The 23,084-nt window shown below is 48.3% G+C and carries 25 protein-coding genes; 19 read left to right on the forward strand and 6 right to left on the reverse strand.

Features of this window, described 5'->3' with window-relative positions; translation table 11 throughout:
- The first annotated feature begins 753 nt into the window (after positions 1–753).
- The 8 genes from LX98_RS00005 to LX98_RS00040 all read left to right on the forward strand — a co-directional run bounded on the left by LX98_RS00005 (position 754) and on the right by LX98_RS00040 (position 6,842).
- Complete coding sequence (locus LX98_RS00005; RefSeq protein WP_496426960.1) at positions 754–888, forward strand: twin-arginine translocation signal domain-containing protein; 135 nt, start codon at positions 754–756, stop codon at positions 886–888.
- The gene (locus LX98_RS00010) at positions 828–1,190 is read left to right on the forward strand and encodes a hypothetical protein (RefSeq protein ID WP_496430638.1); all 363 of its coding nucleotides are present in this window, start codon (positions 828–830) and stop codon (positions 1,188–1,190) included. Before LX98_RS00005 ends, LX98_RS00010 begins: the two co-directional genes overlap by 61 nt.
- Positions 1,183–1,308 carry a hypothetical protein gene (locus LX98_RS00015; protein WP_496426961.1) on the forward strand — a complete coding sequence of 42 codons (126 nt, stop codon included), beginning with the start codon at positions 1,183–1,185 and terminating at the stop codon, positions 1,306–1,308. The genes LX98_RS00010 and LX98_RS00015 overlap by 8 nt, the downstream gene beginning before the upstream one ends.
- A complete protein-coding gene (locus LX98_RS00020; RefSeq protein WP_496426962.1) occupies positions 1,305–1,478 on the forward strand; it encodes a hypothetical protein in 174 nt (57 codons plus the stop codon). The genes LX98_RS00015 and LX98_RS00020 overlap by 4 nt, the downstream gene beginning before the upstream one ends.
- Entirely contained in the window at positions 1,475–4,189 is a 2,715-nt protein-coding gene (locus LX98_RS00025) for a molybdopterin-dependent oxidoreductase (RefSeq protein ID WP_496426963.1), read from the forward strand. The genes LX98_RS00020 and LX98_RS00025 overlap by 4 nt, the downstream gene beginning before the upstream one ends.
- Before the next feature lie 91 nt (positions 4,190–4,280).
- Positions 4,281–5,570 (forward strand): 4Fe-4S dicluster domain-containing protein, encoded by a 1,290-nt coding sequence (locus LX98_RS00030; RefSeq protein WP_496426964.1) that lies wholly within the window; start codon positions 4,281–4,283, stop codon positions 5,568–5,570.
- Positions 5,571–6,012: 442 nt separating this feature from the next.
- Positions 6,013–6,348 (forward strand): fibroblast growth factor, encoded by a 336-nt coding sequence (locus LX98_RS00035; RefSeq protein WP_496426965.1) that lies wholly within the window; start codon positions 6,013–6,015, stop codon positions 6,346–6,348.
- 125 nt (positions 6,349–6,473) lie between these two features.
- Complete coding sequence (locus LX98_RS00040; protein ID WP_312645104.1) at positions 6,474–6,842, forward strand: hypothetical protein; 369 nt, start codon at positions 6,474–6,476, stop codon at positions 6,840–6,842.
- 367 nt (positions 6,843–7,209) lie between these two features.
- Here LX98_RS00040 and LX98_RS00045 read toward each other — a convergent pair whose 3' ends face one another.
- Positions 7,210–7,515: a Trm112 family protein gene (locus LX98_RS00045; protein WP_496426966.1), complete on the reverse strand. Its 306-nt coding sequence runs from the start codon at positions 7,513–7,515 to the stop codon at positions 7,210–7,212.
- Positions 7,516–7,705: 190 nt separating this feature from the next.
- Between LX98_RS00045 and LX98_RS00050 the strand changes: the two genes are divergently transcribed.
- The 7 genes from LX98_RS00050 to LX98_RS00080 all read left to right on the forward strand — a co-directional run bounded on the left by LX98_RS00050 (position 7,706) and on the right by LX98_RS00080 (position 13,709).
- Positions 7,706–8,344 (forward strand): DUF502 domain-containing protein, encoded by a 639-nt coding sequence (locus LX98_RS00050; RefSeq protein ID WP_496426967.1) that lies wholly within the window; start codon positions 7,706–7,708, stop codon positions 8,342–8,344.
- Positions 8,345–8,390: 46 nt separating this feature from the next.
- Positions 8,391–8,858 (forward strand): GNAT family N-acetyltransferase, encoded by a 468-nt coding sequence (locus tag LX98_RS00055; RefSeq protein WP_496426968.1) that lies wholly within the window; start codon positions 8,391–8,393, stop codon positions 8,856–8,858.
- Between the two features lie 66 nt (positions 8,859–8,924).
- Positions 8,925–10,214, forward strand: coding sequence for a P1 family peptidase (locus LX98_RS00060; protein WP_496426969.1), 1,290 nt, complete (start codon positions 8,925–8,927; stop codon positions 10,212–10,214).
- Between the two features lie 128 nt (positions 10,215–10,342).
- Positions 10,343–11,584: an FIST N-terminal domain-containing protein gene (locus tag LX98_RS00065; RefSeq protein ID WP_496426970.1), complete on the forward strand. Its 1,242-nt coding sequence runs from the start codon at positions 10,343–10,345 to the stop codon at positions 11,582–11,584.
- 119 nt (positions 11,585–11,703) lie between these two features.
- Entirely contained in the window at positions 11,704–12,042 is a 339-nt protein-coding gene (locus LX98_RS00070; RefSeq protein ID WP_496430551.1) for an FKBP-type peptidyl-prolyl cis-trans isomerase, read from the forward strand.
- Positions 12,042–13,139: a glycine cleavage system aminomethyltransferase GcvT gene (gcvT, locus tag LX98_RS00075; RefSeq protein WP_496426971.1), complete on the forward strand. Its 1,098-nt coding sequence runs from the start codon at positions 12,042–12,044 to the stop codon at positions 13,137–13,139. Before LX98_RS00070 ends, gcvT begins: the two co-directional genes overlap by 1 nt.
- A gap of 45 nt (positions 13,140–13,184) precedes the next feature.
- On the forward strand, positions 13,185–13,709 hold the full coding sequence (locus tag LX98_RS00080) for an NUDIX domain-containing protein (protein ID WP_496426972.1): 525 nt from the start codon (positions 13,185–13,187) through the stop codon (positions 13,707–13,709).
- 213 nt (positions 13,710–13,922) lie between these two features.
- Here the strand turns inward: LX98_RS00080 and LX98_RS00085 are convergent, their stop codons facing one another.
- The 3 genes from LX98_RS00085 to LX98_RS00095 all read right to left on the reverse strand — a co-directional run bounded on the left by LX98_RS00085 (position 13,923) and on the right by LX98_RS00095 (position 16,496).
- Complete coding sequence (locus LX98_RS00085) at positions 13,923–14,756, reverse strand: sugar nucleotide-binding protein (protein WP_496426973.1); 834 nt, start codon at positions 14,754–14,756, stop codon at positions 13,923–13,925.
- 65 nt (positions 14,757–14,821) lie between these two features.
- Positions 14,822–15,391, reverse strand: coding sequence for a 2OG-Fe(II) oxygenase (locus tag LX98_RS00090; RefSeq protein WP_496426974.1), 570 nt, complete (start codon positions 15,389–15,391; stop codon positions 14,822–14,824).
- 454 nt (positions 15,392–15,845) lie between these two features.
- Positions 15,846–16,496 carry a 2OG-Fe(II) oxygenase family protein gene (locus tag LX98_RS00095; protein ID WP_496426975.1) on the reverse strand — a complete coding sequence of 217 codons (651 nt, stop codon included), beginning with the start codon at positions 16,494–16,496 and terminating at the stop codon, positions 15,846–15,848.
- A gap of 494 nt (positions 16,497–16,990) precedes the next feature.
- On the opposite strand from LX98_RS00095, the gene LX98_RS00100 reads away from it, so the two are divergent.
- From LX98_RS00100 to LX98_RS00115, 4 genes are all read left to right on the forward strand, one after another.
- Entirely contained in the window at positions 16,991–17,443 is a 453-nt protein-coding gene (locus LX98_RS00100) for a response regulator (protein ID WP_496426976.1), read from the forward strand.
- Between the two features lie 129 nt (positions 17,444–17,572).
- Entirely contained in the window at positions 17,573–17,959 is a 387-nt protein-coding gene (locus tag LX98_RS00105; RefSeq protein WP_496426977.1) for a response regulator, read from the forward strand.
- 456 nt (positions 17,960–18,415) lie between these two features.
- Positions 18,416–18,823 (forward strand): CBS domain-containing protein, encoded by a 408-nt coding sequence (locus LX98_RS00110; protein ID WP_496426978.1) that lies wholly within the window; start codon positions 18,416–18,418, stop codon positions 18,821–18,823.
- Positions 18,824–19,020: 197 nt separating this feature from the next.
- A complete protein-coding gene (locus LX98_RS00115; RefSeq protein ID WP_496426979.1) occupies positions 19,021–19,947 on the forward strand; it encodes a TerB family tellurite resistance protein in 927 nt (308 codons plus the stop codon).
- A 445-nt stretch (positions 19,948–20,392) separates the two neighbouring features.
- Here the strand turns inward: LX98_RS00115 and LX98_RS00120 are convergent, their stop codons facing one another.
- Together LX98_RS00120 and LX98_RS00125 are read right to left on the reverse strand one after the other, a co-directional pair.
- Positions 20,393–21,211 (reverse strand): DUF2971 domain-containing protein, encoded by an 819-nt coding sequence (locus tag LX98_RS00120; protein ID WP_496426980.1) that lies wholly within the window; start codon positions 21,209–21,211, stop codon positions 20,393–20,395.
- Between the two features lie 598 nt (positions 21,212–21,809).
- Positions 21,810–23,069: a cation:dicarboxylate symporter family transporter gene (locus tag LX98_RS00125; protein WP_496426981.1), complete on the reverse strand. Its 1,260-nt coding sequence runs from the start codon at positions 23,067–23,069 to the stop codon at positions 21,810–21,812.
- Positions 23,070–23,084: the final 15 nt, after the last annotated feature.

Consider the following 23,084-nt stretch of genomic DNA (forward strand, 5'->3'; position numbering starts at 1 on the left):
GTTGGTCCCCTTTGGTCAAAATATATGCATGCCGGTTTTGCGTAGGTGCAGTGTTTGAAATCTTGGTCAATATTTTAAAAAAAAGGTGTTTTATCCAAACGTTAATGAAAATTTTGAAATTTTTAGAATGGACTGAGTTCTATTGAAGTTGAGCTATTTGAATGGTTCCACATGAACCTAATTGTCGTTTTGAGCTCAGGGTTAGTCAAGGTAATGCCAGTATGGATATCTGAAGAGTCAAACAAAAACAGGAGCAGTTGGGCAGAGAGAAATCAATCTTATGCTCATGCTCAATGTGATTTTTCTGGTTATTGCTGGTGAATATTATTTGCATTAGGCTGGTGTTACCGTTTAATTATTTGTTACCAATTGGTACGTTTGTGGAGATAGCTTAATATTTTAATTATAATTTTCAATAACTTACAAAACTTTATAAAGTTTTAAGTGGAATTTGGACATTAGAAAAGATAATGATGCCGTTACCATTTCGAATCATTTTGTTTTTTGTAAAGGATCCTCATTAAATTTTTTTATAATTTATACAATGACTTACGATATTTTCATACTGGGTGAAAAAGGTTCAAATCTTGCAATTTTTCACTTATGTTATGTATTTCCTCAAGATTATTAAATAAAAAGTAAAATTGACCCAAATTTTAATTTTTGTAAAGGAGGTGATAGGGAGTTTTGAATTTGTATTTGTGAATTAAATCATGGACTTAATGTCCTGCACTCACTTAGGAGGTGTAAGCAATGTTTCTTTCTAGACGGCAATTCTTGAAAGTTTCAGCGGGAACAGTCGCAGCGGTCGCACTGGCCGATAAGCCTTGGCCCTCACGGCCTACAGCCGGTTATCGAAGTCGGAAATCCTCTCGGAGAATACCCTGACCGTTCTTGGGAGCGTGTCTATCACGACCAATATCGGTATGACAGTTCTTTTACCTGGTGTTGTTCTCCGAATGACACCCATGCGTGTCGCATCCGTGCATTTGTCCGGAACGGCGTCCGTCATGCGCGTGGAGCAAAATTACGATCATCAAACCTATGAAGACCTCTATGGCAACCGCGGGACGTTTGCGCATAATCCGCGTATGTGCTTGAAGGGCTACACAATGCATCGGCGGGTGTATGGACCGTACCGGCTAAAGGGGCCCTTGATGCGGCGGGGGATGGAAAGCCTGGATGGATGACGGGAGCCCGGAATTCACCCCGTCCATCATGAGCAAATATAAATTTAATGCCCGCTACCTGGATGATATGTTGCGGGTCTCCTGGGATACCGCCTTTACCTATTTAGCGAAGCTATGATCATCATTGCAGAGCGGTATAGCGGAGAAGCGGGCGCTCGGCGATTACGGGAGCAAGGCTATCCACCGGAGATGATCGAAATGACCAAAGGGTCAGCGATTCGTGCCTTTAAGTTCCGTGCCGGTATGCCCATTCTTGGTGTTATCGGAAAAATGGCATTACCAGGATGAATGGTGGCTGCGGGGCCTTATTGGACACCTACATTCGAAAGGTTCAACCGGATCAGGCCCAAGGGGGTCGGTACTGGTCGAACTACACCTGGCACGGTGACCAAAACCCTGCCCATCCGTTCTGGAATGGTGTCCAGGCATCAGATGTCGACATGAACGACATGCGGTTTTCGAAATTGAACACGAGCTGGGGTAAAAACTTCGTGGAAAATAAGATGCCGGAAGCGCATTGGAAACTGGAGAGCATCGAGCGGGGAGCCCGTTTGGTGGTCATCACTCCGGAATATAATCCCACAGCCTATCGGGCTGACTATTGGATGCCGGTGCGACCAGCGACTGATGGAGCTTTATTCCTGGGTGCATTGAAAATCATTTTTGACGAGAACATGTACGATTATGATTTCTGTCAATCGTATACGGACATGCCCATTTTGGTTCGGACGGATACCCTCCAATACCTGGATCCCCGTGAAGTGATTAAGGATTATGCGTTCCCGGATTTTGCCAATTCGTATTCCGGTAAAGTCCAAACCATGAAGCCTGATGTCATTGCGCGTTTGGGCGGGTTTATGGTGTGGGATCTTAATAAGAATCAAGCTGTGCCGCTTCATCGGGAATTGGTGGGCTGGCATTATCGAAAGAGTGGGATTGATTCAGCCTTGACAGGCACCTATCGGGTGCAATTGCTCAGCGGCCGGGAAGTGGACGTCATGCCGATTTTCCAAATGTATCAAGTCCATCTGCAGGACTATGATTTGGATACCGTCCATCAAATCAACCGGTGTCCGAAGGACTTGATTGTACGGTGGGCGCGGGATTCAGGGACGATTAAACCTGCGGCCATTCACAACGGTGAAGGGACAAACCATTACTTCCATCAAACCATCATTGCCCGTGGCGCGGCGATGGTCTTGATTGTGACGGGCAACGTCGGGAAGTTTGGGACCGGCCAACATACTTGGGCGGGGAACTACAAGGCCGGCATTTGGAATGCCACCCCCTGGGGAGGTGGCGGTTTAGGAACCCATACCGGAGAAAATCCGTTTAAGATTACGACGGATCCGAATGCCCATGGCAAAGAAATTCATGTCAAAGGGTATTACTACGGAGAAGAAGTGGCCTATTGGAACCATGGCGATACAGCGTTAATTGTGAATACACCAAAGTATGGTCGCCGGGTGTTTACGGGGAAAACGCACATGCCAACCCCAAGTAAATTCCGGTGGGTGGCCAACGTGAACGTGTTGAACAACGCTAAGCACCATTATGACATGGTGAAAAACGTGGATCCGCACATTGAAACTTTGGTTAATCAGGATGTGGAGATGACGTCAGATGTCAACCATAACGACATCTCGTTTGCCGTCAATACCTGGATGGAGTTTACGTATCCAGAGCATACGGCGACGGTGTCCAATCCCTGGTTCCAAGTGTGGAAGGGTGGTATTCGGCCATTGTATGACACGCGGAACGATTTGGATACGGTGGCGGGCGTCGCGGCCAAACTCAGCGAAATGACGGGTGATGGCCGGTTCCGCGATTACTTCAAATTTGTCTATGACAATCGCGTGGATGTCTATCTCCAACGGTTGTTGGATGCCAGTAGCACCGCTTATGGTTACAACGCGGATGTGATGTTGAAGTCGGAAAAGGGCTGGATGGTGATGTGCCGAACCTATCCACGGCATCCGTTCTGGGAAGAGACCAACGAGTCAAAACCTCAATGGACGCGAACGGGACGGTATGAGAATTATCGTGTGGAACCAGAAGCCATTGAATACGGGGAAAACTTCATCTCGCATCGGGAAGGGACGGAGGCCACTCCCTACTTGCCCAATGCGATCATGTCTTCCAATCCGTACGTCCGACCGGATGACTATGGGATTCCGATCACGGCCCAACATCATGACGACAAAACCGTCCGCAACATCAAGTTGCCATGGGCGGAAATTAAACGGTACTCCAATCCTCTCTGGGAGAAGGGATACCAGTTCTATTGTGTGACGCCGAAAACCCGGCATCGGGTACATAGCCAATGGTCGGTGAATGACTGGGTGCAGATGTATGAATCCAACTTTGGCGATGCCTATCGGATGGATAAGCGGACGCCAGGTGTGGGTGAACATCAAATTCATATCAATCCGCAAGCGGCCAAAGATCGCGGCATCAACGACGGGGACTATGTCTACGTCGATGGGAACCCGGTGGATCGGCCGTATCGTGGCTGGAAGCCCAGCGACCCCTATTACAAGGTGGCGCGATTGATGATCCGGGCGAAGTACAACCCGGCCTTCCCGTACCATGTCACGATGGCCAAGCATGCGCCATATGTGTCGACGGCGAAGTCGGTGAAGGGGCATGAAACCCGGCCGGATGGACGGGCGATTGCGCTGGATACCGGGTATCAATCGAACTTCCGGTATGGGGCGCAACAGTCCTTTACCCGTGACTGGTTGATGCCTATGCAGCAGTTAGATTCGCTGCCTGGCAAACATGCCGTCGGTTGGAAGTTTAAGTTTGGGTACCAGGTGGACAACCATGCGGTCAATACGGTGCCGAAGGAATGTCTGATCCGTATCACCAAGGCGGAGGACGGCGGCATCGGTGGTCGGGGACCGTGGGAACCCGTCCGGACCGGGTTCACGCCAGGCCAGGAGAATGAGTTCATGATCAAATGGCTGAAGGGTGACCATATTAAGATTAAGGTGTAGGAACGGGTTCAGGGGAACCCAAAGAAAATTATGTCTTTGGGTTTCCCCCTCGTTCACTCGGTAATTCAAACAATAGAAATGGAGGACGACAATGCCTGAAGTGTATAATTGGCACCTGGGACGAAAGATGCTGTATCCGTATGAGGAGCGGCATCCGAAATGGCAGTTCGCGTTTGTCTTTAACATCAACCGGTGTTTGGCGTGTCAAACCTGCTCGATGGCGGACAAATCGACGTGGCTGTTCAGCAAAGGGCAGGAATACATGTGGTGGAACAACGTGGAAACGAAGCCATACGGGGGCTATCCGCAGTTCTACGATGTGAAGATCACGCAGTTGATTGAGCAGGTCAATCCGGGCGGGCAGGTGTGGAATGTGCGGGTGGGCCGCAAACACCATGCGCCGTACGGAGTATTTGAAGGGATGACGATCTTTGACTCAGGGGCCAAGATCGGGCAGGCGGCCATTGGCTACATCCCGACCGACCAGGAATGGCGGTTTGTGAATATTTATGAAGATACGGCCACCTCGATGCGGGCGATCGTGGAAGGGGTGGATAAGACAGGGTTCACGAAAGAAGAGCCGTGGAAAATGCAAGGCAGCAGCTTGCCGGAGCATGAGACGTACTTCTTCTATCTGCAACGCATCTGTAACCACTGTACATATCCGGGGTGTCTGGCGGCGTGTCCGCGGAAGGCCATCTACAAGCGGCCGGAAGACGGGATTGTGTTGATCGACCAGAACCGGTGCCGGGGGTACAAGAAGTGTGTGGAGCAATGCCCCTATAAGAAGCCGATGTACCGGGGCACGACGCGGGTGAGTGAGAAGTGTATAGCGTGCTATCCGCGGGTGGAAGGCAAAGACCCCTTAACGGGGGGCGAGCCGATGGAGACGCGGTGTATGGCGGCGTGCGTGGGCAAGATCCGGCTGCAAGGGTTGGTGAAGGTGGGCGATGACGGGCTCTGGGCGGAAGATCGCTGGAATCCGTTGTACTATGCCATCCGGGTGGAACAAGTGGCGTTGCCCTTGTATCCGCAATGGGGCACGGAACCCAACGGGTATTACATTCCGCCGCGGCAGGCGCCGCGGGGCTACATCCGGCAGATGTTCGGGCCGGGGGTAGATAATGCGATTGAGAAGTATCTGGTGCCGAGCCGGGAGTTGTTGGCGGTGCTGCAGTTGTGGCGGGCAAGCCAACAGATCATCTTCCGGTATGACGTGATTCCGGGGCCGAAAGTGTTTGAAACCCAAATCCATGGGCGGAAGTTTGAGATGTACAACGACACGGTGTTGGGGTTCAACAAATCGGGCAAGGAAGCGGTGCGGCAGCAAGTGGAAGAGCCGATTTACATCCGCCCGGCGGAGCGGGTGAACTGGCTGTAAGCAGGTAGCCCAGAGGGGAACCCGAAGAGCAGGGGGCGACATGCGTCGCCCCCTGCTCTTTTTTTTTCTGGGAATGCCGATTTTAGAGAAGATCCCGTAAGTTAGTAATATATTAATATGTTTTGAATTGAAACTGGCTTTTTTAGGAGATGAGGGACCTGGTTTTTGTAAGGTTGGCCGAAAAATTTTATGTATTGGCAATAAAAATTTTTGGGCTAACCTAGGTAATCGATAGAAATTGATTTAGGACGGAATTGGGTCGTTGGAGTGGTTTGAAAAATTTTCAATTATTTTGATTTTCAGGAAATATTTACAAAAATTGTGGTAAAAAAATTGGTATAAATGTTTTGATATACAGGGAACCCCTGATACAATTACATATTAACTATTTGAAAATGTTGATTTCTTTGTCGCTGTGGCCAAGTTGGAGTTATAAAAAAGCGTGACGAAACTCGCAAAAACCATAGAAGATCTTCCATTTTCGGCGCAAGCTGTATCCTTTGCCGAAATCATCAAAAATGGCGAAATTCCAAAACAATATTTGGAAAGTGAATATGTTATGCATCAATTTGTGGAACGTTTGGTTCACTATATCTTAAGTGTTCCGCAAGGCAAATTCTCAATGTCGGAGTTAGGGAAACTTTTGGAGAAAATGGATCCAACTCACCAGGTTTTCTTTTTTAAACGGCTCAAAGAAAATAGTCCCAATAGCCTGAAGCAATTTGCACCTTTATATTATGGGTTTATGGCCGAATTTCATCCTTTATTATTTACCTGAGGTCCCCAGACTCTTAAAAAAGGAACCTCTTTGTACAATTATAATGAAAAAGTCCTAGAAGGATTCTGAGTAGCAGTATATAATCGAAGAGAGAGTAAAATAATTTTTTTTGTGAGGAACGGATAATGAATTCAATTTTACATCGTGCCGTGGCGAGTTTTTACAACCTGATTTATGAAGGACAAGCATTTGCCTCAACCATGGCCCGGATCGATGCAGCTGAACAAGAACGGTATTTTGGTCGGGTGGAAGGGCTCAACTGGGTTTTAGACCGTTGTCAAGAATTAGAGGACGTGGATATGAACCTGACGACAGCCTCCCTCCAGAAGTTATTAGGGGACGTTAAGTCAGATCTGGAACATGAACTTTCCATACAACGTAGGGAAAAAGGGCGTCGCGCGGATGGGAGAGAAGAAGCCCTAATTTTCGTAACTGATTATCTCGTCAGTTTAATCACTGCCACGGAAATCGAATCAACGAAAAGCCCTGTATAATTGCCTGCCCATCAGTGTTGGACCATTCCAGGAATGGTCCAAGCTCTGCCCTTGGTACTGAGCACTCGGAACTAACATGGTGTTGTCTCGAAAAACAATGGTCCGTGAGTGGATTATCTTAGCCTTATGTTTGGGGTTGGGCGCCCATGTGGCATTAGGATTTCTTCTGCATGGTGGACAGAATTGGCCAATTGAGTCGTATGGATATTATGGGATTTTTTTTGGAGTCTTTATCTATGTGGTAGTCCAGATTGGTCGATCACTATGGTGGTTTAAAAAAGGAGGTCGGAATATACAAGGTTTATAAAAATTCTCTTCCCAAAAAATGATTATCGCTTTATTCTCGGAAAACGGTGAGGCTAAAGCCTTACATTGATGAGAGATCGGATTCCTCTATAGGAATGCCTTCTTCAATAAGCATAATGGGAATTTGATCACGGATAGGGTAGATTACAGTGTGGTCTTTTCGAAGGAGTCCTCCATCGATTTGTTCAGTGACGAGTTGACCTCCCTTCGTCTTCAATTCTCCTTTTGAGATTTTTTGATTCAGTCGTTGAACAACGGTTTGGTCCAATACACACACCTCTTGCTTTGTCTCTGGGCAACAGAGTATTGCCAATAGGTCATCAGCAATCTCACCTTTGCCTTTAGTTGTATCATCAGGGCGCACCATCTGACTCCTTTCATGACGTGCCAGCAAATTGACGAACTCTTTTCCAAATGAAGAGTAGCACTGCCCTTCTTTTGTAGCAAGAAATTTTCAGAAAATTCGGTTGTGTAAGCACACAATCATTGTGGCTCTGATGCTGCGGAGTGGATAGGTTTTTGGTAGACTGCTCTCATTTCCTAGCTCCACCTATTTTATGCATGCCCTTTCTGACCATACTTTCAAACGGTATCTCCTGACTGGATTATTTCTTATTATTCCAGCCTGGGGAACCTTATTAATCCTCTATACGCTACTCGAAGCCTTAGAGCATATGACGGTAGACATAGTGTGGGCGTTATATGGCGTAAGGATTCCCGGTTCAGGAATCACCTTTTTTTGTCTTCTGGTCCTCTGGGTGGGCATGGGAACGACCCATTTACTTGGCCAGCAAATTCATCGAAAATTGGAAGATTCTTTGGAGCGTATTCCCTTTGTGCGTAGTATTTACTATACCCTTAAAAGTATGGCGGATGTCCTCAAGTTCCGCGAACGGTTTGGTCAAAGCAAAGTCGTTGCATTTCCGTTTCCTCGTGACGGGCTTTGGGCTTTAGGTTTTGACATGGGATTACCTCCACCTAGGCTACAAGTTGCTCCTGAAGGACCTCTAAGGATGGTCTTTGTTCCGACAGCAATCCATCCGTTTACCGGCTATCTGGCCTTTGTCCCAGAAAAAAGTGTGAATCGAATTCAGTTACCACCAGAAGAGGCGATGAAAATGGAGTTTTCAGCCGGACTCTACCGTCCCCGACCGGGATGGTTGTCACCAGCAAATGTTCCGACGAAGGATAGTTAACCTGGGAATGGACAGGTCATCCCCGGTGGTAATCAGACGAGCAACCATGTCTGATTTGAATACTATTGTAAGTTTTAACTTGGCTTTAGCCAGGGAAACTGAAAATCGATCATTAGATGTGCGGATTCTTGAGTCGGGTATAGAGGCAATTCTCAAAGATTCGGGTAAGGGATGGTATGCAGTTGCAGAAAAGTCTCTTATCAGTGGCGGACTTATAGTAGTTGGGCAGATACTGGTCACCTTTGAGTGGAGCGATTGGCGAAACGGGAATTTTTGGTGGCTTCAAAGTGTGTACGTGCATCCAAATCAGCGTCAACAGCAAATCTTTCGACAGCTATATGAGTATGTGCAAAGCCAAGCTCATTTGAATCAAGAACCCGTTTGTGGATATCGCCTCTATGTGGAAGAGAAAAATCATCGGGCCCAGGAGGCCTATGCCCACCTCGGATTTCAAGAAACCGCCTACCATATGTATGAAAAAGAGTTTTCCTGGACATCCCCGTCCTTTCCCTAAGCAATCGTGTAAATTTTTCGTCCCTGCTATGGGTGAATGGGCTGGAGGACAGGTAGGACTGGTACTATGCGTTTTCCCAGATTGAAGCAGGGTCTCCGGGCCTATTTTTTTAGCATGTTAGGAATTGGCTTGGCATGGACTTCCTCTGCCGTATTGGCCAATACCTCTGTTACGCAGGATGTAGTAGAATCCCGCCCCCATGTGAAGGATCTTGGGATCACCATAGGCCGGTATGCTCCGGGGAAAATGAATGCCATCACCGATGTCCAAGGGGTGAAAGTAGGACATGTCACCATTCATGAAAGCGAGGGGGCCTTGCAGGTAGGTCAAGGTCCTGTTCGGACCGGTGTGACGGTCATTATCCCGCGTGACGATGTATGGCATCATAAAGTTCCAGCAGGAGCGTTTGTATTAAATGGGACAGGGGAAATGACGGGGTTGGCCTGGATCGCGGAATCAGGTTTTTTAGAATATCCCATTGCGTTAACGAATACATTGAATGTCCCTCGTGTGGCAGATGGAGTCATGAGCTGGATGATTCAGCGCTATCCCGACATTGGGGTAACTGATGATACGCTCACGCCTGTGGTGGCTGAATGCGACGATAGCCGGCTGAATGATAGTCAGGGAAGGCATGTGTCTCCGGAAGATGTAATTCACGCCCTGGAAACGGCAACAAGAGGTCCGGTTCCAGAGGGGTCCATTGGGGCAGGGACGGGGATGGTGTCCTATCAATTTAAAGGCGGCATTGGTACCGCCTCTCGAGTGCTTCCCTCCGAAGATGGAGGATATCGTGTCGGCGTGTTAGTGAATGCAAACCATGGCCGTCGTCATGAACTAACAATCGCGGGAGTGCCGGTTGGCCAAGTTTATAATATGGACCTGCCAAACGTTTCACACAAAGACCCCGAAGAATCAACCTTGGAAGCTCTGGGCGAGCTCCCGGGAGAGGTCCCGCCTCAAAGACGGCAGGACAGCGGGTCCATTATCATCATCATTGCGACTGATGCTCCGCTTGATGCACGCCAACTGTCTAGACTCTCCCGCCGGGCGACCATAGGATTGGCGCGAACCGGGTCCATCTCCCATCACGGCAGTGGAGATTTTGTCTTGGCGTTTTCTACCGGCAATGTTATTCCTCATTATCCGGAGCACCGGACATTTTTTATGGCTCATCTTGCCGATACCCATATCAACCCCTTGTTTCAAGCCACGGTGGAGGCTACCGAAGAGGCCATTCTCAACGCCTTGCTGCAAGCCACAACGGTTACAGGAAGAGATGGACGACGCTTTGAAGCAATCTCTGTTGAAAGACTCCGTTCGATTTTAAATGCCTATGGTGGCCCAATTCAGTAAGCAATTTACGTCTAGGGTGAATGTGCTTTGATTATCGGGACGGGTTAGGAAAAGAGGGCAAAAATTCACCAATTCTCTTTCATGGACATCGTTTGGCGGGGATTGCTAGACTTCAAAATAATTGAAATATGATGCAGTGTCACGTTGCCATTTCCCAAGAAGCTCATCCTGAAGTAGCCGCGCATGCGGTAGCCGCATCAGTGTATGAGGCATTAGGCCAAGCGGAGTGTCATCTCGCATTTGTCTTTTTTTCTCCCCATTATTCCTCAGACATTCAGCGCATGGTCGAAATCATCCACGAGAACCTTCGCCCTCAGGCCCTGGTGGGGTGTATGGGGCAAGGGGTAATTGGAGGCGATCAGGAAATTGAAGAACATCCTGGTCTGGTGCTCTGGGGACTGAGAAGCACTGATATGCGAGTGGTGCCTTTCAAGTTAACGCCAAAGTCAGAGGGTGAGGAAGCGTCCCTGGATGGCTGGCCGGTAGCATTAGAAACCACCACCCATCCTTACACATTTTTCCTCTTTGCCGATCCGTTTTCTACCCCTATAGATGAATTATTGTCCTTATTGGAAAAGCATGCTCCCGGCTCATCCGCTATTGGAGGAATTGCCAGTGGAGGCATGGATGTCGGGGAAAGCCGCCTGGTCTTTAATCGAGACATTATTAGATCCGGGGTCGTAGGCGTGGCTGTTAAAGGTGGATTGGAAATCCGGACGGTGGTGTCTCAAGGGTGTCAACCTATTGGTGAACGGTATGTTGTGACCAAGGTCGATCGGAATGTCATTCAAGAGCTTGGGGGAATTCCGCCGTTGGAACGATTGGAAACCACCCTGAAAGCGTTAGATGAACACGAACAACAACAAGCGGCGCACGGGCTGCAAGTGGGCATTGCCATGGATGAGCATCGCCCAGAATTCGGCCAAGGGGACTTTTTGATCCGCGGGCTGTTAGGAGCCGATCGACAATCTGGGAGTCTCGCCATCGCGGATTTTATCCAGGAGGGCCAGACGATTCAGTTCCATGTGCGGGATGCTCATGCCGCGAGTGAAGACTTCCATTTACTCTTATCCAAGGAACGAGTGACCCATCCGGACAGTCTGCCTAAGGGCGCGTTGTTATTTAGTTGTAATGGCCGTGGGCGGCGATTTTTCGAAACGCCTCACCATGATGTTTCTACACTGCAACAACAAATGGGGACCATGCCGATAGCGGGGTTCTTTGCGGGTGGAGAAATTGGCCCCGTGAGCGGGAAGAATTTTTTGCATGGCTATACGGCCAGTATGGCGCTGTTTTATGAAGAAGTGCCTCGCCCATCAAAACTGAGCATGGTATCGGATACACACACCAGCAAAGAGAGAGGTTCATGAAAAACGGTATGATGTTACAATCAGGTCTTCGATTACCCGTATTTGTTATAGGATCTTGGATCCTCCTCCTCATTATATTTGTATTGAATCCCCTTTCCGGGAAGGCTGCGGAAGAAGCGATGGTGACCACACCTTCTGGATTACAGTATGCCGATCTCGCCATCGGTTCGGGGCGTGAAGCCCATGCGGGAGAAACCGCCATCGTTCATTATACGGGGACACTCACGGACGGGAAAAAATTCGATAGCTCTAAAGATCGTAATTCACCCTTTTCCTTTCGATTAGGAGCGGGCCAGGTGATTAAGGGTTGGGACGAGGGCGTCGAAGGGATGAAAATCGGTGGTATCCGTAAATTGGTAATCCCGCCTCAATTGGGATATGGTTCCCGAGGGGCCGGAGCAGCGGTTCCCCCCAATGCCACTCTCATCTTTGAAGTCGAACTGCTCGATCTGCGTTGATGAACGAAACCCCGCTCGTTCCCTCCCATCGTTCGCTCAATGCCAAGCTGGTGAATTTCGCCGGCTGGCTCATGCCCATTCAATATACAGGTGTTCTTGAGGAGTATTTTGCGGTCAGGAAAGCGGCTGGTTTTTTCGACGTCAGCCACATGGGACGCATCGAGGTATCAGGAGACCAGGCTGAAGCCTTTCTTCAATGGGTCAGTACCAATGACGTCAGTCGCCTCCAGAAAGGGCAGGCTCAATATGGCATGGTTTGCCAACCCTCCGGAGGCATTCTCGATGATGTGTTTGTCTATAGAACCGGGTCCTCTTCGTTTTTGGTTTGCGTCAATGCCTCCAATCGGGAAAAGATACTTCGGTGGTTCTTGAAACATCAGTCTGAAAAATTTCCGCGAGCGATCATTCATGATCAATCAACAGAGTTGGCCCAAATTGCCATTCAAGGGCCGGCATCAAAATCCATTATGCAAAACCTCATAGGAATGCAAATCGAAACCCTGAAGCCTCGGAATTGTTTGGCGCTGGAGGGCATGGGGTTTTCCGGTTTGCTTAGTCGAACGGGATATACCGGAGAGCTTGGATATGAATGGTATGTGCCTGCGGCGCAAGCGGTCTCCGCGTGGGATCGACTCTTGAAGGCCGGCGCGGAATTCGAAGCCAAGCCCGCAGGGCTAGGGGCACGAGATCTTTTGCGATTAGACGTGGGCTACTTGCTGTATGGCAACGATATGGATGAGAACACCTCCCCGCTGGAAGCAAGTGCGGAGTGGGTAGTGGCCTGGGATAAAGGCGAGTTTCAAGGGCACCTCGCGCTACGCAAACAGCAGAAGGATGGTCTCACTCGTCAGCTTGCCGCCTTTGAAGTGGTGGAACGCGGTATTCCCCGCCACGACATGACTATTTTCAGCAATGGACAATTGGTGGGTAAGGTCACCAGTGGAAATTTTTCGCCAATTTTGCAAAAAGGGATTGGCTTAGGATTTGTGCCCCCTGCACTGTGCAAGGAAGGCATGTCGCTTGAAATCGACATTCGTGGAAAACGGGTACAAGCCAGGATTGTCACACTTCCGTTTTACAAACGTCCAAAATCTTAAAATGCTATTGTAGTATTCCTCATTCTGACTGAAACGAGAACTCCTTTGTCGATCGAACATATCTACGCCGGAAAAGTCTTAATTCTCAACCGCGAAACGGTGAAATTGCCCAATGGGCAATCCACCCAATTAGAAGTCATTCGCCATCCTGGCGCCTCGGCTGTCGTGCCGGTTAAAGGTGACGGTACAGTTATTCTCATTCGGCAATTTCGCCATGCAGCGGGAGGATTTATTTATGAAATCCCCGCGGGCAAACTACATCCCCAGGAAGACCCGCTCATCTGTGCAGCACGCGAGCTGGAGGAAGAGATTGGCTATCAGGCCGGTCAGTTGGAGTTGCTCACCAGTATTTGGACCGCTCCAGGATTTACGGATGAAGTCATCCATATCTATCGGGGAACGGATCTGAAGGAAGGACGCCAGAATTTGGACCACGATGAAGTGTTGGAAGTGGTGGAATGGCCGCTTGAAAAGGCGTTGGCCGGTATTCAGGACGGCACTATTCGTGATGCCAAAACAATCATCGGGTTGCAGCTCGTATTTCTAGCCTCCCATTCTTCATCCGTCTAGCCGGTTACAGATTGATCGAAAGCGTCCAGACTCCTCGCATTGGGTACACCCGCCACACAATTCGGAAGAAAATTCCGGAACGCAGTTGAATCCCACAGTCCAATCTCTCAAAAACCAGGCATCGACAGAAAGTTCTGTCGCATCATTTCGAATCGATTCGGTGTAGAGTAATACTCTTTTTCGAAATTATTTTTTTATATTTTTGTAGATTGTTCATCCATCCAGGACGCTTGCCAATGGCCAAGAAAGGCTATCGGCATAGGCGCTGGTTAATTCCACCCGGCCCAAATGGGGGGCCGGCCGTTGATGACGGCTCTCGCAACGGAAAGTGGGAGGTTCTCCCAAAATCGACATCAGATGCTTGGCCAATTCCACTCTCGATACAGCCCGAGTGGCGGAGATATGCCGGATGCCTGTCTCAGTGCTTTGTGCGAATTTCATGACGCGTCTGGCCAGATCCGTCACCCACACAACGGAGCGAGATTCATCTTCAACAATAGTAATGGGAAGATGCTGTTGAGTGCGGTAACGAAGCCAATCCAAATGCCCTGTGCGCCCGTTCGGGGAAGGGCCAATCGCCAGACCCGTCCGAATGACCAGCGACCCTTGTCGATTCAAGACCAGCTTTTCTGCGTTGACACGGGTCTGGCCGTACACACTAATGGGACACGGGGGAGAATATTCATGGTATTCCCCATCCCCACCAAAGACATGATCAGAAGACACATACACCAATCGGATATGGGCTGGTAGTTTCTCCACCACACGATCGAGATGTTGGACGTTGATCTCATGCGCCCAAGCGGGGTCGGCTTCACACTTCGGCACATCACACACCGCATGGCAATACAACAGGACCTTCGGCTGATACTGAGCCAAGGTGTGTTCCACCCAATCTGGATTTTCCAAATGGAGGACCGGCCACTCACAAACTGATTTCGAAGAATTGCCCGGGGAGATAAACGGCAGAATGGTTTCCGGAAATAATCTGGCGAGGTTAAACCCAAGAATGGAGGTCGCGCCGAAGAGCAGCGTGGAATGGGTCATCTGCACCGAGTTTTTGAGGCCATAAGATAAATCATGAGTGTAGCGATCTCCCGAAGGCGCCCAATTTAAAATGCCCAACCCACAAACGTGTATCGTTCCCCTTTCGTGACTTCTTTGACTTCATGTGGATACATAAAGTTCGAGGGAAAGACGAGCATATCCCCGGCTTTGAGTTTCACCTCATAGTCGGAAGAGAATAAAAATTCGCCCCCTTCATAGCCCTCGTTGAGTACCCCTAATAAGGACAAGATGGGGATGCCTTTATATTTCCCGTCAAAAATGGAATGAATATGATCGTAATGTTTCCTCATCATGGTCCCAGTGCGGTACCGGTTAAACCGTATGGGCGTGAAAGTTTGGATAAAACTTTTAATGCGTTCATCTTCTTGTTTCGCAAACTTCATCATATATTCTTCGACGGATTGGCAAATAAACGGGGCTAACTTATCCTGTAGGGCTTGGGTGGTATTAAGGGTATCTAATTCTTTCTCAGGCTCGGATTTAAAATTATTGGCTGAATAGTTATACCAGGTATGGGGCTTCCACTCTTTGTTTTTAATTTCCCCAAGAACGTCTTGGCAGATATGTTGAGGAATCACGTTGGTCACAAAAATATAATCCGATACCTTATCCATTGCCCATCTCCTTAAAATTCAGATGTCTGACGCCGCCAGCGGAAGCTGGAAATGGCAACATCTTCACTCAATTCCGTAATCAATATTTCCAATCCCTCTGGCCCAACAAAGCCGTTATAAGATTGTAATACCCAAGTGGACTGTGTGGCCAGTCCTCAGATTCCCATGCTTATATATGTGGTCATTCCGGCCTTGCTGGACGGGCCTTTTTGAACATCCAGCCTCCCTCAGGGGTTCGTAAAATTTTTGATCCAGACAAGCTCTCAAAAGAATTTTGAGTTTCTCAACGCCCGCTAGGATACGGCAACGTCTCACCCATCTGAGGCAATTTGTGAGCCTTCACGGTAGGAACTTCAAGCTGGGAAGGCCCTGCTGCATCACAGCCTTTGGAAGTGGGATCTCTTCCGGAGTAGAAGTGATAGGACTGAACTATGTTTGGGTGGTGTGAGGTATTTCAATGTTCCGTCATGAACCATCCGGCGATAGAAAGGCGTTTATGGTCTCCAGCAAGAACGTCCACCCGGCAGACCCGATGTTGTCGAGGCACCGCGAAAATGACCAGAGATCCCGGCAATGGAGGGATGCAATGTGTCACCTGTAATGACGTATTCTTTTTAGAGTTCGTGGGAGGACCATACAAGATAAGTTCCCCTCCCCAGTCCGGATGCCACTCCTCGTGGAAATAGGTGACCAAGGCGAGACGACGAGTTGGCGGTCGACGGCCCTCGGCATAGGTATAGAGGTCGTCGGTATCGTCGTGGGTTGGGAGACAGTCACCAGCGCCATATGAATAATAGTTAAAATTAACATGCCGCTTTTTGATGTTTGGGAAGGATTCAACATAGGCGGCAATGCAGGACATTCCGACCCGTTGCATGAAGTGAGTAGCATCAGAAGGGCTGATGTCTGATTTCTGCCAGTTTCCGCAATTGGGAAAGGCTTGAGCCACGGGTGGCATATCGGCTAGGGCCATCCATTTCGATTGTGCCATGGCTTCCCGAACAACCTTCCGTTCCTCCTGACTCCAAAAATCTTCCAGGATCAACACCGGATCTTCGGCAAACGAAAATTGGTCAGGATGAAATTGAGAGAATTTGGCTTTCATGCTTCAAGGGCAATCAAAAATAAGGATTGGATGCAGAAAACTTGGAGACTTCTTTTAGCAAGTTTCTCATAGGGTATCAAATGAGAAATGAGAGGCATGTTCGGCAAAAGAAACTCTTTAAGGTTTCTCTGGGTGAAGAGATTGTGCCCCCGTCTCATCGCTAGAGACGTTTTCTCCTTTTTTGAGAAAACCAAGGAGGCTTTAGGAAACATGATAAATATTTCCTTAGGAGAGCATCTTCTAAATGCCTTGTTCTACAAGCATCACAAGGGATACGCCCCCTTATCCATTTAGATAACTGAATTGCGACTTCCCTCACTCTTAATGGGTAACGGGTAGAGCGCTAAGAAAATTTTACTTTTAATTTCAAGGTGTTATTTCAATGAATTTATTGAAAGCTATGCAGGAAAAGCTTGGCAATACTTTTGCTTATATAGGAAGTTGGGCGGAACAGGGACCAATTGATTGATAACATTTTTATCAGGTAGCGATTCATGAACCTGGGAACGATAGGCGAGGTCGCAGGGCAAGGAGCGATCTCCGACACCTATGTGGCTATTCCATGGGCGTATCATATGAAAAAACCAATTCTATTAATTGAAGACGACCGGCCTTACAGACAGGCCTTGCGTCTGTATTTGGAGAATCACGGCTTTACAGCTAAGGAAGCCGAGGATGGTCGGGAGGCCCTGGTCTTGTTGGATGGAGGGCTCGACGTGGATATCATCATATCAGATTATCATATGCCCGTTATCAATGGGCTCGATTTTCTCAAAGCCCTGTCCTATCGTGTGAAGGGACAGGACGTGCGAGTCATACTCGTGAGTGGTAATATGACAAAGGAAATTGAAAAGGAAGCAAAGCAAGCAGGGGCTTTTGCGCTTCTGGCGAAACCGATTGATTTTCATGAGCTTCTGGCGTTGGTGTCCCGAGCCGGCAAACAATAGGCTCTCATAAACCCGTCCTCTGTGAGAGGGAGGCATTGAATTTTTGACCATGAAATCAGACAGCACCCTAAAACACGTGCAATGTTGGGTCGGGAGGAAACGGTACCTAAACGCTGGTGAGGTGGATATGTGAAAGCGACAATTTTACTCTTAGACGATGACCCCGGATTATGTTCAGCATTGCGAGATCGGTTGGTGATGGAGGGCTATGATGTTCGGACTGCCTCCGATGGCCGACTGGGATTAAGGCTCTATCATGAAAGTCCCGTTGATCTGGTCATTACTGATTTGCTCATGCCTGAAATGGATGGGCTAGAAGTAATACGGGAACTTGCTGGGACGCCTTCTCCTCCATTAATGATTGCCATGTCGGGAGGTGGGAGCCGTGATTTGGGATTTTTGGTAGAGGCGGCAGAGTTTGGTGCAACCCGCACACTCTCTAAACCCTTTCTCCCGAAGGATCTGCTGAGCCTTGTGAAAGAACTGCTGAGTACTCTGCCCCATTCATCGACATGAATTTTTTGTTCAACTCCGATGGGCGGCGTGTGTAAAGATCCCATGAATCTGCAGTATGATGATCTCACGTACGGTGGTATGAAGACGAGAGCGAAGAAGGCCACCTTCCTGAGGTGACCAGGGCAATGAGTCTAGTGCGCGATTGCTGAAATCGTGTTATAGGTGAGGTAGGAAATCGCAGTCCTAGCCCGGGATTCTTCCCAGGACTGCTCTGTGGAATCCTGCGGACAGAAGAGCTTTCCACATGATTGACACCCCCATAGTCCATTGCAATGTTGATGGGATGAAGTAAAAAACCCCCTGTAAACTTTTAATTCTAAGATGCCGAATAGGAGGGGTGACGGCTATAGCAGCTGAGGACAAAGTTTTGTGGTAAGGTCTGAATTCAGTCACCCTATGCCATGAGGACCTCGTAAGGTGGAGTCAGAGACGAGAACCAGGGTAATCGGCAGAATTATGACGACCAGAGTTGTGACCATTGAGATGGATGATTCACTTGAGGTGGTCAAGGATATTTTCAAGAAAGTCCCATTTCATCATCTACTCGTCGTGGACAATGACAGACTGGTGGGAATTATTTCCGACCGGGATATGTTGAAAGCCGTCAGTCCGTTTGTCGGAACGATGTCGGAAACCACCCGGGATCGAGCGACCCTCAATAAACGTGTCCATCAAATTATGACGCATCATCCGGTGACGGTTCGTTCATCCTGCTCTTTGCAGGAAGCGGCCGAACTGATGTTAGCCCGAGGGGTCTCTTGCCTCCCCATCACGACTATTGGTGGTGAGGTTCTGGGGATTGTCACGTGGAAAGATGTGTTGCGAGCAATTCTGGATTCCCATGGTTTCACCGGTGATTCATAAGTATCTTCGCGTCGGTTACGGTCGGTGCCGGGAATGCTCCTTGTTCCTCATTTCACCGGGTTCTTTAGCCTCTGGATTCCCTTCGGTATACTGACTCTAGAATTTCCCACATCATTATGAATGCCGGTGACGAGGCAGGCGAGCCTGGTGAATGACAGGTATGCTATGTCTAGAGTCTACAGAAAGGGAGGATAGGGATGGTCGATAAAAGCTTTATTCTTGAGCTTGGTAAACTTTTGATCGGTGCCGCATGGGCTGATGGGAAACTGTCGTCTACCGAAGTGAACGGGTTAAAAGAACTCTTGTTTCAATTGCCGGAGATTTCTGGAGAGGAATGGATGGAATTGGAGCTGTATATGGTTTCGCCGGTGAGCGAGGAAGAACGGCAACGTCTTTTACATCGTGTGCTAGGACGTATGGGATCGGCAGAGGATAAAGCCCTGGCTGTTGCGACGATTGGAAAGCTTCTGACCTCAGAAACCTCAGGTGGAGATCAACAGACAGAAGTGGTCCAACAACTTAAAGCCGATCTTGAGGAGGGGAGTAGCGGATTTTTAGAACATCTTCGACGACCATTTCGGCAAATACTGAATCTGCGGGGGCAGCGTTTTACCGACGAGCATGATCGTGAAAGTCGATTGGAAGATTTCATTAAAAACACCATTTATTTCCAGGTCACTATGGAATTACAAGATCGGGGCATCACCTTTGATCTCTCTGATGCCGAGATTCGCAAGCTGTGCCTTGCGGCAGGATTGATGGCACGAGTAGCCGGCGTTGATCATGTGGTGGATTCAGTAGAAACCACGGCCATGAGTGCCGTACTTAAACGTCACTGGGCATTAACAGACGAACAGGCACAACTGGTGGCGGAAATCAGTCATCACCGGATTTTTCGAGGGTTGGATAGCGTACGATTGGTGAAACGTTTTAAGGAATTAACGACGAGGACTGAACGGCAAGAGTTTCTCCATTGTTTATTTGAAGTGGCCAATGCGGCTGAACAGACCTCGTTTGAGGAAATTGAGGAAATTCGGAGCATTGCGAAAGGCATGGACCTCAGTCACCAGGACTTTCTTGATGCCAAGCTGACTGTTCCGCGAGAAGATCGCAAGGGGCTCTAGGAATTTTTGCCTTTGGCAGATGAATGGACGAATCCAACCAGCGGCATCTCGAAGGGTGCGATCTTATATCTTGTAAATGACCAAAAGAGTTTTTCCGATGCGGTTATTCCCGACGGTTTTCATCGGGAATCCATCTTGTGTATTCTCACCTATAATGTCTAATCAATAATTGGTGATGCCGGAATTCGCCCCGGCAGGCGACCTACTTTTCTTTCGGGAAAAGTAGGCAAAACCATTGACGCCCCGTCCGGCCACATTGGAAGGGTCGGACGCAGGATTGAAGAGCGGACCAACTCGCTCCGCTCAAACAAGGCCCGCCAAAATAAAGAGCGTCCAACCCGAGGGCCGAACGGAAGGCGTCAGGGAGGGGGATACTGGATGCCGTTTAAGGGGTTCGAAAAATTATTCTTTTGAAAAATCTAAGTGATATTTAGATTTCATAAATTTATTCAAACTTGTTTTCATGAATTTTTGCATGTCGAATTTCAATGTGGGACAAATCATTTTCTCTCATCAAATCCTTGATTCCTTCTTTTAATTTGGGTAAAGCTTTCACCCCTATATCAACACTAATGATGGCCTCTGCCGGAATTTTTACAAAATGAATGTCATTTTTCAATTCACACCTTTGGATCGGAATAAACCATCTATACTCCTGCTCATATTTCCATCCTAGGCTCTTTACTATTAATGCCCTTTTAATATCGTCTTTGACGGTAGGATCCCCTTTGTGAATTTTTATGGAGTCAAGCATCACTCTGTCTTCTGAATATTCTACTTGGTCAATTTTCAGATCATTCCAACCAATTTTTTCAGTATCAAAAGAAATCTTTACTCCTTTATGCCCGTTTGAATAGTGCGCCCACATTAAAATATCTCCATAAGGCTCGATAGCTGTTGCATCAGAGACACATAAAATTTTATTTTCTTTCGAAAATTCATTTTTAACCGAATCTAGGGATTTCATAACATCAGTTTGCATAAGAGCCGTCTGAGCTTTTTGCCTAGCACCAGCTTCCCATTTCTTTCGAAATTCCTCTATGTCCTTTATTCCAAGTCTGTGATGCATACGATTGTAAAGGTCCTCGATAGTTGAATCTTGCTTAAGATAACATTCCCATTCTTGCTCTTCAGATTTTCTGAAATATGGAGAATTTTCGAAAGGATCATTTAATTCGTTTGGATTGGTTACTTTAAATGAAAGGTCCTGGAGTGTCGTGACCACGAAAGAATCGGAAAAATATCTGCATACAACCATTGCCATGGTCCTTGATCAAAATTGACCAGGTTAGTCTTTAAACCCAATTCAAAATATTCACATTTTAGAGGGATAAAATAAAGGTAGCTTAGACCCAAAGAAACACCTGCTAATATTGTTCCTAAGGGGAAGTCATCTTGAGAAGGGATGGCCAAATTTTGATGATATAGTGCAGGGCAAGCTTTAAATCATGATTGGCCATCTGCTGCGGTTCTTGTTTGCCCTTTACTCGGGAATTTAAGGACCTCTGTCGTTCTTGCTCATCAAGCCGACGCATTAGCGTCATATATCCTTATATAACTCTCCTTCAAAGTTTTGACGCCTGCAGTCAGGCCTTAGGGACGGACGCTCTTGCTCTTGCGGGCCTTGTTTGAGCGGAGCGAGTTGGTCCGCTCTCTTTCTGGCGTCCGTCCCATCTGATTTGACCTGACTGGGCGTCAATGGTTTTGTCTACTTTTCCCGAAAGAAAAGTAGGTCGGCAGCCGGGCCGAAACCCGGCATGCGCCAATAAAAAAAGGGATCAATATTTACTAGGATCCCTTGACTGGGAATTTCTTTTGGGTCGTTACAGGAAGGAAAAAGTCGGTTTAGCTGAAGAGAAGCTTTATGTCTTGTTAGTAGATTCCCACCGATCAATGACTGCGGCCCCGACGGCATCACCCCAGACATTCACCGTTGTTCGGCAGCGGTCCAGAAACCAATCCACCACTAAGATCAGGGAAATGCCTTCAATTGGTAGGTCCACGGCTTTGAGCACAATGACCATCGTCACGAGTCCGGCCTCTGGGATACCTGCAGCGCCTATCGCAGAGAGGGTGGCGGTGAGCAACACCACAATGGTTTCCCCTACACCCATTTCAATTCCATAGGTTTGTGCGATAAACATGGCGGCTACCGCTTCATATAGAGCGGTCCCATTCATGTTGATGGTGGCTCCTAAGGGGACCACGAAACTCACGACTCGCCGAGAAACCTTTGCTTCCTCAATCAGGCCTTCCATCGTGAGGGGTAGGGTGGCCGAACTGGAACTGGTTGAGAAGGCGGTCATCAGTGGGGTACTCATGGCTTTGGCATAAGCTGGGACAGAACGTTGACCGATAAATCGTAAAGATAAAGGAAGCATGACCAAGCCATGAATGGCTAAGGCAAGGAGCACTGTACCTACATAGGTTCCTAAGCTCGCCAATTGGGGACCAAATCCTGTGAACCCTCCAGCTTCGCCTAATCTCCCGGCTAATAAGGCGCCAATGCCTACCGGGGCGACCCACATGAGTAGGTGGACAATGGCCATCATAGCCTCGTTGATTCCTTCAAAGACCCGAATCACTAAAGTGCCTTTTTCTCCAATGGTGGTGAGGACGCCACCAAAGATTAAAGCAAAGACGATCAACGGCAAGATTTGTGTTTCGGCCATGGCCGCGAATAAATTTTTGGGGACTAAACTCGTAAGGATGGATTTAAACAAATCACCTAGGGTGGTGGGTTTGTCTTCCATTCGTTCTGACAGGCTTGTGGTCTGTACCGTTAGTGTATCGGGGCTGGCTTGTTCGGTTGGTGTTCCAGGGTGAATGACGATGACCAAGATCAAGCCGACCAACACAGCCAGCCCAGTCGTCGTCATGAAAAATAGGATGGTGCGAAGCCCAATAGATCCGAGTTGCCGCACGTCCCCTAAACTGGCAATGCCGACAATCATTGAGCTCATGACCAAGGGGACGACGAGCGCGAACAAGGCTTGTAAAAACAGGTCACCAATAAACGCGAGGCTCAATCCGATGGATGGTGCAAGCCCACCCAGGAGAATGCCGACGACAATGCCCAAAAGCATGGCAATGAGCAGATGATGCGGGCTGGAGGCTTTCATGTGGTTGGACGCTGT

It is taken from the genome of Nitrospira marina (assembly GCF_059568365.1).

What these genes read in the sequence shown, in the direction of transcription:
- LX98_RS00040 (WP_312645104.1), top strand. Translation starts at nt 6,474, where the DNA reads ATGAATTCAATTTTACATCGTGCCGTGGCGAGTTTTTACAACCTGATT.
- LX98_RS00070 (WP_496430551.1), top strand. Translation starts at nt 11,704, where the DNA reads ATGGTGACCACACCTTCTGGATTACAGTATGCCGATCTCGCCATCGGT.
- LX98_RS00110 (WP_496426978.1), top strand. Translation starts at nt 18,416, where the DNA reads ATGACGACCAGAGTTGTGACCATTGAGATGGATGATTCACTTGAGGTG.
- LX98_RS00015 (WP_496426961.1), top strand. Translation starts at nt 1,183, where the DNA reads ATGGATGACGGGAGCCCGGAATTCACCCCGTCCATCATGAGCAAATAT.
- LX98_RS00050 (WP_496426967.1), top strand. Translation starts at nt 7,706, where the DNA reads ATGCATGCCCTTTCTGACCATACTTTCAAACGGTATCTCCTGACTGGA.
- LX98_RS00090 (WP_496426974.1), bottom strand. Translation starts at nt 15,391, where the DNA reads ATGGATAAGGTATCGGATTATATTTTTGTGACCAACGTGATTCCTCAA.
- LX98_RS00005 (WP_496426960.1), top strand. Translation starts at nt 754, where the DNA reads ATGTTTCTTTCTAGACGGCAATTCTTGAAAGTTTCAGCGGGAACAGTC.
- LX98_RS00020 (WP_496426962.1), top strand. Translation starts at nt 1,305, where the DNA reads ATGATCATCATTGCAGAGCGGTATAGCGGAGAAGCGGGCGCTCGGCGA.
- LX98_RS00055 (WP_496426968.1), top strand. Translation starts at nt 8,391, where the DNA reads ATGTCTGATTTGAATACTATTGTAAGTTTTAACTTGGCTTTAGCCAGG.
- LX98_RS00100 (WP_496426976.1), top strand. Translation starts at nt 16,991, where the DNA reads ATGAACCTGGGAACGATAGGCGAGGTCGCAGGGCAAGGAGCGATCTCC.
- LX98_RS00060 (WP_496426969.1), top strand. Translation starts at nt 8,925, where the DNA reads ATGCGTTTTCCCAGATTGAAGCAGGGTCTCCGGGCCTATTTTTTTAGC.
- LX98_RS00065 (WP_496426970.1), top strand. Translation starts at nt 10,343, where the DNA reads ATGATGCAGTGTCACGTTGCCATTTCCCAAGAAGCTCATCCTGAAGTA.
- LX98_RS00030 (WP_496426964.1), top strand. Translation starts at nt 4,281, where the DNA reads ATGCCTGAAGTGTATAATTGGCACCTGGGACGAAAGATGCTGTATCCG.
- LX98_RS00120 (WP_496426980.1), bottom strand. Translation starts at nt 21,211, where the DNA reads ATGGCAATGGTTGTATGCAGATATTTTTCCGATTCTTTCGTGGTCACG.
- LX98_RS00125 (WP_496426981.1), bottom strand. Translation starts at nt 23,069, where the DNA reads ATGAAAGCCTCCAGCCCGCATCATCTGCTCATTGCCATGCTTTTGGGC.
- gcvT (WP_496426971.1), top strand. Translation starts at nt 12,042, where the DNA reads ATGAACGAAACCCCGCTCGTTCCCTCCCATCGTTCGCTCAATGCCAAG.
- LX98_RS00045 (WP_496426966.1), bottom strand. Translation starts at nt 7,515, where the DNA reads ATGGTGCGCCCTGATGATACAACTAAAGGCAAAGGTGAGATTGCTGAT.
- LX98_RS00085 (WP_496426973.1), bottom strand. Translation starts at nt 14,756, where the DNA reads ATGACCCATTCCACGCTGCTCTTCGGCGCGACCTCCATTCTTGGGTTT.
- LX98_RS00025 (WP_496426963.1), top strand. Translation starts at nt 1,475, where the DNA reads ATGAATGGTGGCTGCGGGGCCTTATTGGACACCTACATTCGAAAGGTT.
- LX98_RS00095 (WP_496426975.1), bottom strand. Translation starts at nt 16,496, where the DNA reads ATGAAAGCCAAATTCTCTCAATTTCATCCTGACCAATTTTCGTTTGCC.
- LX98_RS00115 (WP_496426979.1), top strand. Translation starts at nt 19,021, where the DNA reads ATGGTCGATAAAAGCTTTATTCTTGAGCTTGGTAAACTTTTGATCGGT.